This is a genomic window from Hymenobacter jeongseonensis (genome assembly GCF_015694725.1).
Taxonomy (GTDB): domain Bacteria; phylum Bacteroidota; class Bacteroidia; order Cytophagales; family Hymenobacteraceae; genus Hymenobacter; species Hymenobacter jeongseonensis.
The window spans coordinates 220267-233461 of record NZ_JADQDQ010000008.1 but is presented as its reverse complement, the minus strand read 5'-3'; the positions used below and the strand labels follow the sequence as shown (position 1 = coordinate 233461).

General features: G+C 59.8%; 10 protein-coding genes. 9 read left to right on the top strand and 1 reads right to left on the bottom strand.

The features are described from left to right. Positions 1-117: 117 nt before the first annotated feature. Entirely contained in the window at positions 118-555 is a 438-nt protein-coding gene (gene tsaE, locus I2I05_RS16475; protein WP_196283345.1) for a tRNA (adenosine(37)-N6)-threonylcarbamoyltransferase complex ATPase subunit type 1 TsaE, read from the top strand. An 82-nt stretch (positions 556-637) separates the two neighbouring features. Then, complete coding sequence (locus I2I05_RS16470; RefSeq protein ID WP_196283344.1) at positions 638-1864, top strand: alanine dehydrogenase; 1227 nt, start codon at positions 638-640, stop codon at positions 1862-1864. 583 nt (positions 1865-2447) lie between these two features. On the opposite strand, the gene I2I05_RS16465 is transcribed toward I2I05_RS16470, so the two are convergent. Beyond that, positions 2448-3368 (bottom strand): flavin reductase family protein, encoded by a 921-nt coding sequence (locus I2I05_RS16465; RefSeq protein WP_196283343.1) that lies wholly within the window; start codon positions 3366-3368, stop codon positions 2448-2450. A 340-nt stretch (positions 3369-3708) separates the two neighbouring features. On the opposite strand from I2I05_RS16465, the gene I2I05_RS16460 reads away from it, so the two are divergent. From I2I05_RS16460 to I2I05_RS16430, 7 genes are all read left to right on the top strand, one after another. Further along, positions 3709-4131, top strand: coding sequence for an IS1/IS1595 family N-terminal zinc-binding domain-containing protein (locus I2I05_RS16460; protein WP_196283370.1), 423 nt, complete (start codon positions 3709-3711; stop codon positions 4129-4131). 168 nt (positions 4132-4299) lie between these two features. Next, a complete protein-coding gene (locus I2I05_RS16455) occupies positions 4300-5916 on the top strand; it encodes a hypothetical protein (RefSeq protein WP_196283342.1) in 1617 nt (538 codons plus the stop codon). A gap of 48 nt (positions 5917-5964) precedes the next feature. Then, positions 5965-7476 (top strand): MFS transporter, encoded by a 1512-nt coding sequence (locus tag I2I05_RS16450; RefSeq protein WP_196283341.1) that lies wholly within the window; start codon positions 5965-5967, stop codon positions 7474-7476. Positions 7477-7581: 105 nt separating this feature from the next. Further along, complete coding sequence (locus I2I05_RS16445) at positions 7582-7839, top strand: DUF485 domain-containing protein (RefSeq protein WP_196283340.1); 258 nt, start codon at positions 7582-7584, stop codon at positions 7837-7839. An 87-nt stretch (positions 7840-7926) separates the two neighbouring features. After that, entirely contained in the window at positions 7927-10734 is a 2808-nt protein-coding gene (locus I2I05_RS16440) for a sensor histidine kinase (RefSeq protein WP_196283339.1), read from the top strand. Positions 10735-10769: 35 nt separating this feature from the next. Continuing rightward, the gene (locus tag I2I05_RS16435) at positions 10770-11147 is read left to right on the top strand and encodes a response regulator transcription factor (RefSeq protein WP_196283338.1); all 378 of its coding nucleotides are present in this window, start codon (positions 10770-10772) and stop codon (positions 11145-11147) included. Between the two features lie 100 nt (positions 11148-11247). Next, entirely contained in the window at positions 11248-13167 is a 1920-nt protein-coding gene (locus I2I05_RS16430) for an AMP-binding protein (RefSeq protein ID WP_196283337.1), read from the top strand. Positions 13168-13195 lie beyond the last annotated feature (28 nt).

Below are 13195 nucleotides of genomic sequence, written 5' to 3'. Positions count from 1 at the left end.
GTACTGCCTGTTATTCAGAATGCATCAACCTGAGCGGCAAAGTGTAAAGGTGAGTTATTGCCATCAATATTCCAAAAAGGCAACGGCGTTTGGCTGGTAACGGGTAATTTTACCCTCATGCTCCCCCATATCGTTCACGTGCCCACGCTGGCCGACCTTCCCGCCGCCGCCCGGCAAGTACACACCGCCATCACCGAATCGGGCTGCACGGTGGTGGCCTTCGAAGGCGAAATGGGCGCTGGCAAAACGACTCTCATCCGGGCGCTGGCCGCCATTTTGGGCATAGCCGATGACGTGAGCAGTCCCACGTTTGCGCTGGTGAATGAATACCGCGACGGCCGCAATCACCCCGTGTACCATTTCGATTTTTACCGCATCGATTCCATTGACGAGGCCGAGCGCATAGGCGCGGCGGAGTACCTGGATTCCGGGTATCTTTGTTTGGTGGAATGGCCCGCCCGGGTGGCGGAATTATTGCCGCACCCCCGGCTTGAGGTCCGCCTCACGGTGCTCAGCGCCGAAAGCCGAACAATTGAACTAACTATCATCAATTAGAAAATTGCTGCGAGGCGTTGGTATGGGAGGCAAAAAGCCTTCGTTCAGCCCTTAATAAACGTTTTTTAATTCTTCAACCTTCATGGCCGAACAGCTACCATCCGGTTTTGAGTCATTGGCGACCAGCCGTGCCTATTTCACGCAGGAATCGATGCTGGCCGTGGAAACGCGCAAACGCAAGCTCTTCATCGGCTTGCCGCGCGAGACGTCGCTGCAGGAAAACCGCATTGGCCTCACGCCCGAAGCCGTGCAGCACCTCGTCACCGAAGGCCACGAAGTAGTGATTGAAGCCGGTGCCGGCGAGCCCAGTAAGTACGCCGACCATGCCTATTCCGAAGCCGGCGCCCAAATTGTGTACTCGCCGGAAGAAGTGTTCAAAGCCGACGTGCTGCTGAAGGTGGCCCCGCCCACGCTCGAAGAAGTGGAGCTGCTGCGGGCCGGCCAAACCCTGATTTCGGCTTTGCAAATGGGCTCGATGACCCAGGAGTACATCGCCGCGCTATCCCGCAAAAAAATCAACGCCATCGGCTTCGAGCTGATGAAGGACCCCAGCGGCGCCCGCCCGGTGGTGCGCGCCATGAGCGAAATCGCCGGCTCGACGGTGATGCTGATTGCGGCCGAATATCTGGCCCGCTCCAACGAGGGAAAGGGCATTATCCTGGGCGGCATTACGGGTGTCCCACCGTCGCAGGTGGTCATTCTGGGCGCCGGCACGGTGGCCGAGTATGCCGCCCGCGCCGCCACCGGCCTCGGCGCCGAAGTAAAAGTATTCGATAACCACCTCTACAAGCTGCGCCGCCTGAAGCACAACCTCGGCATGCAGCTTTACACCAGCACGCTCGACACGTTTGCCCTAAGCCAGCAAATTCGCCGCGCCGATGTCGTTATCGGTGCCCTATCGGTGGAAGACGGCCGCATCCCCTTCATGGTGAGCGAGGAAATGGTGGCCAGCATGGCGCCCGGCTCCATTGTCATCGACGTGAGCATCGACCAGGGCGGCTGCTTCGAAACCAGCGAAATGACCAGCCACAGCAAGCCCGTCTTCCGCAAATACGACGTGGTGCACTACTGCGTGCCCAACATTGCCTCGCGCGTGCCCCGCACCGCCACCAACGCGCTGAGCAACATCTTCACGCCCATTCTGCAGGAAATCAGCCAGCACGGCGGCATCAATGAAGTGCTGTTCACCAACGAGCATTTCCGCAGCGGCGTCTACATCTACCGCGGCTCGCTAACTAATTCGATGATTGCTAAGAAGTTTAACCTTCGGTATAAAGAATTGGGGCTGCTGATTGCGGTGCGGAACTAGGGAAGTGGAACTACGCTTTTTGCGTTGCGAGAAGAATCAGTTCGTCTCCAGTAATGACAGGTATACTTTAGGGGAAGCGTACATTCACACGCCAAATATTGCTAGTGCTTTGTCAACTAACTTATGCAGCCATTTATTTAATAGACTCCTCTCTTTAAGGCTGTTTTCATAGAACTGAGATGCTACTAACCTCAATCTAGCATACACTTCTTCGCTTTCACACTCGGCCATAGTGTCAGCTTCGTTCTTCTCAACGTATGAATCAGCTAAGAAGCCTTTGCGTGCAAGAGCGACATTATCAATGTATGACAATATAACATACCAATCATGGTCTTCTATGGATGATTTCTCATTGGAGGATGCTGTATGAAGCCACCAATCGACCGATAGATTATACTTTATACAAATATTTATATTGTTATATGTTATCATGGTGCGAATATATAGTTTATGGGGTAGGTTCCTCTCAGCCACGGCAACTCATGTGTCATAAAGATGCCGTCCATTTGGGTATGTACGCTTCCCCTATAAGTAAGCCAGTCATAATTTGAGGTTGCTGATTTTTCGTCTGTGAAACGGACCCTCAATTAGAAAGCAACGTCTTCCACGCATCAACCAGCCGCCCTTCGGCCAGAAACTGGCGGCCCAGTTGCAGCAATTGCTGCTTAAGCTCCGGGGCATCGTCGCGGTATTTATTCAGTAGATAGGCCACCATCGGTTCCGTTTGGAATTCCTGAATCTGCTCCGGCGTAGGCAGCGCGGTGCGCTCGATGTTAGCCAGGCGGCCGAGCTCGTTGCCGGTTAGCACGTCGCTGTTGCGCAGGAACTCCGGCAGTTGGTCAATGCCGATGCCGATGTGACGGTTGGGTTTGGGCACTTCGAAGAGGCTGGCGCCGCTGGCCCGGCAGTACCAGTCGCCGCCGAGGCGGGCCACAGCATCTAGTTTGAACGGGTCGATGCCGGTGGCGTCGGGCAAGAGAATGTCCTGCCGGAAGTGAGCCCGCACTACGCGGCACACGATGAGGTTGCCGGCCCCGTTGTTCTGGCCCAGCTCAATAACCTGCTCCACCACACACTCAAACGCGGCCGGCGCTTCGGCCACCCGCGGCGGCCGCACCAACTCCGACGCCAACTCGGTGAGGCCGGCTTTGGTGAATTCATTCACGCCCTTCCCATACTCGGTGCTGGCCAATGACATCTGCTCTACCAGCGCAAAATCGCAGATGTTGATAACGACTTCGGGCACCTCGCGCACATTTTGCAGGGTGTGCTTTTGGGTATTGTCGCGCACCCGGTTGGCGGGCGAAAAAACCAGAATGGGCGGGTTGGAGCTGAAGGCGTTGAAGAAGCTGTAGGGGCTCAGGTTTACCCGTCCTTCGGCATCGATGGTGCTGGCGAAGGCCACCGGGCGCGGCGCCACCGCGCCCACCATGAAGGGGTGCCACTCGCTGGGCTTGAGGTCGGAAGGCGTGAGGGAGTGGAACGTGCGTTCGGGAATAGGCATAAGTAGGAGCGAGGGCGCAAAGGAACCATTGGTATGAGCGGCCAAAGCTAGAGCCGTTTTGTATTTGGCTCAGCTGGCTTGTCGCGCCCGTAGTTTGGAATGTGCAGCTAGCGCGATGATTCTTATGCTGATGTGGCCATGGAATCAGCCTTTGCAACCGTTCAAAAAGGCCCCATTGTTTGCCGCCCATTGCCGCCTATTGCCGGCAATGGCTGGCTTTTCGCGGCTCTTGAACCCATTAGATAGGGCTGGGAACGATTGGGGTTGGTTTTTTGCTAAATTGCTATATGTTTGCTTAATTACTGTAGCTTTAGGTCGTTTCCATCCTGATTTCTAACTCATGACTACGCCCACCTGCCCCAAATGTGAATCAACAGAAGCTACAAAAAGTGGCGTGGTGAACAACCGGCAGCGGTTTAAGTGCAAAAGCTGCGGCTACCATTTCACAGTGGCCAAAATTGGCCGGGAAGTCGATAGCTACTACGTCATCAAAGCCTTGCAGCTCTACATTGAAGGGGTGAGCTACCGCGAGATTGAACGCCTCCTGGGCGTGAGCCACGTGAGCGTGATGAACTGGGTGAAGAAATACGGCGTGCGAGCACCCCGCCAAACCGACTACCACCCAACCTACAAAATATTCAACCAGACTGAATTGGCCGCCTTTTTTCAAATTCCGGGTAACTTGAAAGGGGCGGGCATGGTGGTCACGGAACTGGGCGATAAGTTCATGGTCATTCGGTGGGAGCGGTTCCGGGCGGGCTAGGCGCCGGAGTGGTGAAAGGGAGCTATAGTAATTAGCGAAAATATAGTACTGGGGTAGCAAAGCGCTGGGTGGCGCTGCTACTTAGAGGTGGCTAAGACTTCCGGGGCGCGGGCCAGTGCTAAGCTGTACTATATCACTCACTTCCATTCACCAACCCTTTCATTGCTTATGCGAACTCCTCGCTACGCTTTAGCCCTTAGCGGCTTGATGCTGGCCAGCGCCGGTGCGGCTTTCGGCCAGGTGCCCACTCCGCCTCCCACGCCCCCGGCCGAAACGCCCACGGTGCCCGCCGGTACCAATCCGCTGCCCTCGGGCCAGCAAACGCCGTCGGCTCCGGTGGCGCCAGCAGCGGGCAGTGCGGCCACGCCGGTTCCCACCGAATCGGTGCCGTACGGGGCCGGGATGAAAATTAACATTTCCCCGGACGGGTCGAAATACCTCCGTTTCCTGACCTGGCACCAAGTGTGGTCGCGCTATACCCAGAACAACACGGGAACGCTGCGGGCGCCCGGCAAGCCCCAGGCCGAGCAAGTGGACTTTGCGCTGCGCCGGTCGCGGATGATTGTGCTGGCTCAGCTCAACCCGCGTTTTCTGGTGTACACCCACATTGGCATCAACAACCAGACGGCCGTGAGCGGCGGTGTGGCGCCTGCCACCGATGGCAAAAAGCCGCAGCTCTTCGTGCACGAGGCCGTGGTGGAATACAAGGTGAACAAGTACATGAGCCTGGGCGCGGGCATGCACTACCAAAACGGGCTTTCGCGGATGACCCGCGCCAGCACCGTGAACTTCCTTACCATGGACGCGCCGCTGACCAACTGGCCCACCATTGAGGCCATCGACCAGTTTGTGCGGGGCATTGGCGTGTACGCCAAGGGCCGGGTAAGCAAGCTGGATTATGCCTTCTCGGTCAACGAGTCGTTCCTGACCAACCAAGCCGGGCCCTTTAGCACGGCTGTCGGCCTGGGAGTAACCAACGCCACTTCGGGCGAGAACAGGGGCCGTAATGTGGCCGAGTACAATCCGCAGGGCACCAACCACGTGTACCAGGGCTACCTGGCTTGGGAATTTCTGGAGCAAGAGTCCAACCTGCTGCCTTTCAACGTGGGTACCTATTTGGGCACCAAACGCGTGTTCAATTTGGGGGGCGGTTTTTTCTACAACGCCGACGGCATGGTTTCGCGCCCTACGGACAACGTGCTGACCGCCGCGCAGACGGCGGCGGCCGCTTCGGCGGGCTTCTCGTCCTTCAACAACGCCGCCAATCAAGTGCAGACGCATGACATCGGCCTCTGGTCGCTCGATGCCTTCTTCGATACGCCCATCAACAAAGAATCGGGCACGGCCTTCACGGCCTATGCCGTGTACTACAACTACGACATGGGCCCGAACCACGTGCGGTTCATCGGCGCTTCGAACCCCGGCTACGGCACCGATGCCCGCCGCGGCAATGCCGTGCCGCATTCCGGTACGGGCCAGGTGGGCTACGTGCAAGCAGGCTTCCTGCTCCCCAAAAACCTGCTCGGCCCCAAGCTGCGGGTGCAGCCCTACGCCTCACACTTGCTGGCGAGCTACGAGGGGCTGAGGGATGCTTCGGGTGAGAAGAAAGGGGTGAACATTTTCGACGCCGGCGCCAACTTCTACGTCGATGGCCACAACGCCAAGTTCACCATCAACTACCGCGCCCGGCCCGACTTCACGGTGCCCGCCGGCACGGCCGGCACCGCGCCAACCGACGTGAAGTACCGCCCCGAAATCACGCTGCAAACGCAGGTGTTCTTGTAGGCCGCAGCGCCTCCGCTTCATTAATCAACCATAAACCTTCGTCACCTCATGGAACAAAGCATTCCCTCTGCATATGGTGCGCCGGCCGAAGCCAGCGTTGCGCACGACAACAACACAACCCCGACCAGTAAAATCTGGCAGGTAATCACGGCTTCTTCGGTTGGCACGGTCATCGAGTGGTACGACTTCTACATTTTTGGCTCGCTCGCCACCATCATCGGCCCCGTGCTTTTTGGCTCGAAAGGCAAGATTGAGGACACGCTGCTGGGCGCGCTGGCCGTTTTTGGGGCGGGGTTTGTGGTGCGGCCGTTTGGCGCCGTCTTCTTTGGCCGCATCGGCGACATGATTGGTCGCAAATACACCTTCCTGCTCACGCTGCTCATCATGGGCGGGGCCACGTTCGTCACGGGCCTGATTCCGAGCTATGATAAAATCGGGCTTGCGGCCCCGGCCATTGTGGTGGTACTGCGCCTGTTGCAAGGCCTGGCCCTGGGCGGCGAGTACGGCGGTGCCACTACCTACGTCGCCGAATACGCGCCCGACAACAAGCGCGGCTACTACACCAGCTTCATTCAAATTACGGCCACGGCCGGCCTGTTTCTTTCGGTCCTCGTAATTCTGGCCACCCGTAAAATTCTGGGCGAAGACGCCTTCAAAGAGTACGGCTGGCGCATTCCGTTCCTGCTATCGGGTATCCTGATTGTGGCTTCCTACTACATCCGCCGCAAGCTGGCCGAGTCGCCTTTGTTTGCCAAGGCCAAGGCCGAAGGCAAAACCAGCACCAACCCGCTGCGTGAATCCTTTGTGAACCCCGTCAACCGCCGCTTGGTGCTCATCGCGCTGTTTGGCGCCACCATGGGCCAGGGCGTGGTGTGGTACACCGGGCAGTTCTACGCCTACTCGTTCATGCTCTCTACTTTGAAGATGAGCATCGTGGACGCCGCCATTGTGCTCTGCACCGCGCTGGCGCTGGCCACCCCGTTCTTCGTGTACTTCGGTAGCCTGTCGGACCGCATTGGCCGCAAGAAAATCATTATGGCGGGCCTGCTGTGCGGAGCCGTCTTCACCGTGCCCATTTTCCATGGCTTGCAGGCCTTCGCTGGCCCGTTGACGGAAAAGACGGCTGCTGTGCCCGCCACCGTTGACGCCGCTGGGGCTGCCGTGGCCGCCGTACCGGCCGTGATGCAGTCGGCTTCGCCGCAGCTGCTGCCCATGATATTGCTCACCTTCTGCCTCGTACTGTTCGTGACCATGGCCTACGGGCCCATTGCCGCTTACCTCGTCGAATTGTTCCCCACCAAGGTGCGCTACACATCACTTTCGCTGCCGTATCACATTGGCAACGGGGTGTTTGGCGGGTTTGTGCCCTTCATCGCCACCTCGCTCACGGTGTGGGCAGCGGCGCAGCCCGAAGGCACGTTTACCAAGGAGCACAGCACGCTGATGGGCCTGGCCTATCCGGTTATCATTGCGCTGGTGTGCTTCATCATTGGCTCCTTGTACATGAAGGATGTGCGCAATGTGAAGCTGATGGACGACCAGCCCTCGGCGGCCGCATAGCGCCGGTGTTCTTGGCTGCAAATGCCAAAAAAAGCCGCTGGTCCATTGGGCCAGCGGCTTTTCCGTTAAATTGGAGGGCTACCGCACCCGCGTCGCGCCCTGGTTATGCCCACCGATTCCAACTCATCCATGCCGAACCGCACCCGCCCCGAGGACATCGAAATTCGGCGGGGGCAGCGGCTGCTGTTTCTGACGGTCTTATTTGGCGTAATGCTCACCTACCCGCTGCTGGCCGTGTTCGACCACGACACCCGCATTGGCGGCGTGCCCTTGCTGTACCTCTACATTCTGGCGCTCTGGATTATGCTGGTGGCCCTGACCGGGTATCTGGTCCGAAAAACCAACCACAAATCCAGGGAGTGAGTCTCGCCACCAATGGTAAGTAGGGTAATGGGGTAACTCATTGGCCATTCTTGCCTTCCTGTCCTTGCCCGTCCAGCTTTATTCAATATGTCCAAACTGCTCGTCATTGCCTTTTCGTTCGGCTACCTGGCCTTGCTCTTTGGCGTAGCCTACGCCGCAGAGCGACGGTCGGAAGCGCGCAAAAGCTTGGTGAGCAACCCCTACGTGTATGCCCTGAGCATGGCCGTGTACTGCACGGCCTGGACGTATTACGGCAGCGTGGGCCGCGCCGCGCACCACGGCTTGGAGTTCGTGAGCATTTACCTCGGGCCCACCTTGCTGGCGCCGGCCTGGTGGCTGGTGCTGCGGAAAATTATCCGGGTGTGCCGGCAGCAGCGCCTCACGTCCATCGCCGACTTTATTTCGGCCCGCTATGGCAAAAGCGCCTCGCTAGGTGCCCTTGTTACCGTGGTTTGTGTGCTGGGCATCGTGCCGTACATCGCCCTGCAAATTAAAGCCATTGCCATGTCCTTCGTAACCATGACGGGCAGCGGCGCCGGGGGCGAAGGGCCGGCCGCTGCTACTGCGCTCTACACCACCGGGGCGCTGGCCGTGTTCACCATTTTCTTCGGGGTGCGCTCGGTAGAAGCCACCGAGCGCCACGAAGGCATCGTGCTGGCCGTGGCCCTGGAAAGTGTGCTGAAGCTGGTCGCGTTTCTGGTGGTGGGGCTGTTCGTTACGTTTGGCCTGTTCGGCGGCTTCAAAGACTTGTTTGACCAAGCGGCGGCGGTGCCCGCGCTGCGGCAGTTATTTACCCTTCAGGGAGCCGGCGTTACCGGAGGCGGGTGGCTGACGCTGTTGGTGCTGAGCATGTCGGCCGTGCTGTTGCTGCCCCGCCAATTTCAGGTGTCCGTAGTGGAAAACGTGGACGAGGACCACCTGCGCAAAGCCATGTGGCTGTTTCCGTTGTATCTCATCGTCATCAACGTTTTCGTGCTGCCCATCGCCTTTGGCGGCATGCTGAAGCTCGGTGGCCGCGGCATCGATGCGGACACGTTTGTGCTGGCGTTGCCGCTGGCTGCGGGGCATTCTTGGCTGGCGCTGCTCACTTATCTGGGCGGAATTTCGGCGGCCAGCAGCATGATTATCGTCGAAACCATTGCCCTGAGTGTGATGATGAGCAACCACCTGCTTATGCCGCTGCTGGTGCGGGTGCCTGCCGCCCGGCCGGCTCTGCAAACCCGGTGGTTTGCTTATCTGGGCCGGGTGGCCTTGCAAAGCCGGCGGCTGGCCGTGTTGGCCGTGCTGCTGCTGGCGTATGGCTACTACGCCGAAGTGGGCAAACAGCTGCCGCTGGTGAACACCGGCTTGGTTTCGTTTGCGGCCGTAGCGCAGTTTGTGCCCGCCGTGCTGGGCGGCTTGTACTGGAAAGGCGGCACGCGGCGCGGGGCCACAATGGGCTTGCTGGCCGGCTTTGGCATCTGGTTTTTTACGCTGGTATTGCCCACGATGGTGGGGCCGGGCAAGCTTCCGCCGTCCATTCTAACCGTAGGCGTGGGGGGCATTGCCGGGTTGCGGCCCTTTGCCTTGTTTGGGCTGGAAGGCCTGGATTACCTCTCGCACGGCCTGTTCTGGAGCTGGTTTTTCAATATCGGCTTATACGTGGGCCTGTCCTTGGCGAAGCCGCCCACGGCGCTGGAGCTGCGGCAGGCCGACGTGTTTGTGGACGTGTTTCAGCGGCGCAGCCTGGGGGAGGAGGTGGCCGGCTGGCAGGGCCGCACCCCATACCCGGACGTTCGCGCGCTGCTGCTGGGCTTTCTGGGGAAGAAGCGCACCAACCAGGCCCTGCGCACGTTCGGCTCCCGCTTTCCGGATGCCATGCCGCAGGATAACCCGTCAGCCAATGCTGCCCCGGCTCATTTTGCCTCCGCCGACCCGCGCCTGCTGACCTACGCCGAGAAGCTCCTAGCCGGCAGCCTGGGCCCGGCATCGGCCCGCATGTTGGTGGCCTCAGTGGCCGGGGCCGAACAAATCAATTACGATAACGTGGTGGGCATGCTCCGCGAAAGCCAGCAGCTGCTCGAAGCCAACCGCCAGCTCCTGAAGCAGTCGCGCCAGCTCCAGCGCCTCACCGACGAGCTGCGCATGGCTTACGACCAGCTCCAGGCCCTGGACCAGCGCAAGGACGAGTTCCTGTACACCGTCACCCACGAGTTGCGCACGCCGCTTACCAGCATCCGGGCCCTGGCCGAAATCCTGGCCGACAACCCGGACCTTGAGGAGCCCGAGCGCCAGCGGTTCCAACTCACCATCAGCCGCGAAGCCGAACGGCTCACCCGCCTCATTTCGCTGGTGCTCGATTTGGAGAAGTTCGAATCGGGCCAGGCCACGTTGGAGCGCCAGCCCGTGCCCGTGCCCGAACTGCTGGAGGAAGCCGTGGAAGTAGTGGGCCAGCTGCTCCGCGACAAGCAAATCAACCTGCGCATCGACCTGCCGCCGCACGTGCCCGCTTTGCCCGCCGACCGCGACCGATTGATGCAGGTGCTGGTGAATCTGCTGTCGAATGCCATCAAGGCCTGCCGGGCCGATGGTTCGGGCCGCATTCGGCTCACCGTGACGTGCGCGGCGCCCCCTTTGCGCGCAAATGCGGCTGCTCATTCCGAAGTGCTTACCCTCGTCGTTTCCGACAACGGCAAGGGCATTGCGGTGGCCGAGCAGGAGCATATTTTCGAGAAATTCTTCCAGGCCCGCAACCAGACCACCCGCAAGCCCGAAGGCACCGGTTTGGGTCTGGCCATTACCAAAAAAATTGTCGACCTGCACCACGGCCGCCTTTGGGTGGAAAGCCAGCCCGACCAAGGGGCTTCCTTCTTTATAGAGTTGCCCGTTGTAAGCACCCCCGAGCTGGTCAGTTAGCCCATCTGATTTCCCCCGCCTGCTACCCATGAGCCATGAAAACACCCCACATTTTAATTGTTGACGACGAGCCCAACATCGTCATGTCGCTCGAATTTTTGATGCGCAAAAACGGGTACCAAGTGGGCATTGCCCGCAATGGCACCGAAGCCCTGGCCGCCATCGAGCAAACGTCCTACGACTTGGTGCTGCTGGATGTGATGATGCCCGACGTGGACGGCTACCAGGTGTGCCGGCAGTTGCGCCAGCGGCCCGACCGTACCGGCACCAAAGTCATCTTTCTTTCGGCTAAAAGCCGCGAGCCAGACATCAAAAAGGGGTATGAAGTGGGGGCCGATTTGTATATTCCCAAACCCTTCAGCACCCGCCAGCTTATGGAAAAAGTCCGGGAGCTGCTGGGCGTTGCGGCCTAAACCGCGCTTGTATTCCAGTGCTGGAAATTCCGCCTGCGCGCCCCCGCAGTTTCTCCCAGCCGCGCTTCTCACTGCCCACCCGCCCAATCCCACCCGCCCCATGAAACCTGCTTGCTCCTACGCCGCTACGCATGCCGCTAGCCTAGCCGACCCCGCCGCCTTTTGGCTGGCCCAGGCCCAGCAACTGCAATGGGATACTCCGCCCGGCGAAGCCCTGTTTCAGGATGCCAATGGTTTTTACCGGTGGTTTAAAAAAGGCACGCTCAACACGTCGTTTCTCTGCCTGGATTTCCACGTGCAGCACGGCCGTGGCCAGCAGCCGGCTCTGATTTATGATTCGCCGGTGACCAATACGCAGCGCACTTACACCTATGGCGAACTGCTGGAAATGACGGCTCGCTTCGCCGGGGGCTTGCGCGAATTGGGCGTGGCGCTCGGCGACCGGGTTATCATCTACATGCCCAACCTGCCCGAAGCCGTGGTGGCCATGCTGGCTTGTGCCCGCATTGGGGCAGTGCATTCGGTGGTGTTTGGTGGGTTTGCGCCCCACGAGCTGGCCGTGCGCATCGACGATGCCCAGCCGCGGGTTATCGTGTGTGCTTCGGGCGGGATGGAATTTGACCGCATCGTTGCCTACAAGCCGCTTGTGGAGGAAGCCATGGCTCAGGCTACGCACCAGCCGGCGCATGTGGTGGTATTGCAGCGCGATTTCGTAACGGCCAAGATGCAGCCCGGGCGGGATGTTGATTACCAGGAACTGCTGCAAGCCGAGCCTGTGGCGGCTGTGCCCGTGCCCGCCACCCATACGCTCTATATTCTTTACACCAGCGGCACTACCGGCCGGCCCAAAGGCGTGGTACGTGACCACGGCGGCCACGCGGTGGCCCTGCGTTTCAGCATGAAAGCGGTGTACGGCCTTGCTCCTGGCGACACCATGTTTGCGGGGTCGGATATCGGCTGGGCGGTGGGGCACTCCTACATTGTATACGGGCCCTTGCTGCAGGGCTGTACGTCCGTTTTATTCGAAGGCAAACCCGTGCGGACGCCCGATGCGGGTACTTTTTGGCGCCTGGTCGCGCAGCACAAGGTGCAGGTGATGTTTACCGCCCCCACGGCCATTCGGGCCATCAAAAAAGAAGACTCCGAGGGGCTACTGGCCCGGCAGTACGACCTAAGCAGCCTGCGCCAGCTCTTTCTGGCTGGCGAGCGTTGCGACCCCGCTACCTACACCTGGGCCGGCCAGCTCCTCGGCGTGCCCGTGGTGGACCACTGGTGGCAAACCGAATCGGGCTGGCCCATGCTGGCCACCATGGTGGGCCTGGAGGGGATGCCGCCACCCCGGGCGGGCAGTGCGGGCTTTCCCGTGCCGGGCTACAACGTCCAGATTCTCGATGAAGAAGGCGCGCCGGTACCAGCCGGCGTCACCGGCTTAGTGGCGGTGAAGCTACCGTTGCCGCCGGGCTGCTTGCCCACGCTATGGAACGACGACGTTCGGTTTCGGGAAGGCTACCTCAAGCCGTTTCCCGGCTACTATTTCAGCGGCGATGGCGGCTACCGCGACACCGATGGCTACTGTTACATTATGGGCCGGGTTGATGACGTAATCAACGTGGCGGGCCACCGCTTGAGCACCGGCGAAATGGAAGAAATTCTGGCCGCGCACCCCGCCGTGGCCGAGTGTGCCGTGCTTGGCATTGCCGACGCTCTCCGGGGCCAGGTGCCGATTGGCCTGGTGGTGCTCAAAGACGGCCAAACCATAGGGGAGGAGGCCGTGGAGCAGGAGCTGGTGAGCCGCGTGCGCACCCTGATTGGTGCCCTGGCCTGCTTCCGCTCGGTACTCGTGGTGAAGCGCTTGCCCAAAACCCGTTCGGGTAAAATTTTGCGCAAAACCCTCCGTCAGCTCGCCGACGGCGAAGGGTTTGCAATTCCCTCCACCATTGACGACCCGCTGATTCTTGACGAAATCAGCGCAGCTTTTCGGCGGCGGGCCATTGGGGCGGCTTTCGAAAAAGCTGGGTAATTCAGGTTCAAGGGCCTTTTACAACATT

Excerpts from the sequence above, each read along its gene's own strand:
- I2I05_RS16445 (WP_196283340.1), top strand. The coding sequence starts at position 7,582 with ATGCCCACCGATTCCAACTCATCCATGCCGAACCGCACCCGCCCCGAG.
- I2I05_RS16435 (WP_196283338.1), top strand. The coding sequence starts at position 10,770 with ATGAAAACACCCCACATTTTAATTGTTGACGACGAGCCCAACATCGTC.
- I2I05_RS16460 (WP_196283370.1), top strand. The coding sequence starts at position 3,709 with ATGACTACGCCCACCTGCCCCAAATGTGAATCAACAGAAGCTACAAAA.
- I2I05_RS16440 (WP_196283339.1), top strand. The coding sequence starts at position 7,927 with ATGTCCAAACTGCTCGTCATTGCCTTTTCGTTCGGCTACCTGGCCTTG.
- tsaE (WP_196283345.1), top strand. The coding sequence starts at position 118 with ATGCTCCCCCATATCGTTCACGTGCCCACGCTGGCCGACCTTCCCGCC.
- I2I05_RS16470 (WP_196283344.1), top strand. The coding sequence starts at position 638 with ATGGCCGAACAGCTACCATCCGGTTTTGAGTCATTGGCGACCAGCCGT.
- I2I05_RS16455 (WP_196283342.1), top strand. The coding sequence starts at position 4,300 with ATGCGAACTCCTCGCTACGCTTTAGCCCTTAGCGGCTTGATGCTGGCC.
- I2I05_RS16430 (WP_196283337.1), top strand. The coding sequence starts at position 11,248 with ATGAAACCTGCTTGCTCCTACGCCGCTACGCATGCCGCTAGCCTAGCC.
- I2I05_RS16450 (WP_196283341.1), top strand. The coding sequence starts at position 5,965 with ATGGAACAAAGCATTCCCTCTGCATATGGTGCGCCGGCCGAAGCCAGC.
- I2I05_RS16465 (WP_196283343.1), bottom strand. The coding sequence starts at position 3,368 with ATGCCTATTCCCGAACGCACGTTCCACTCCCTCACGCCTTCCGACCTC.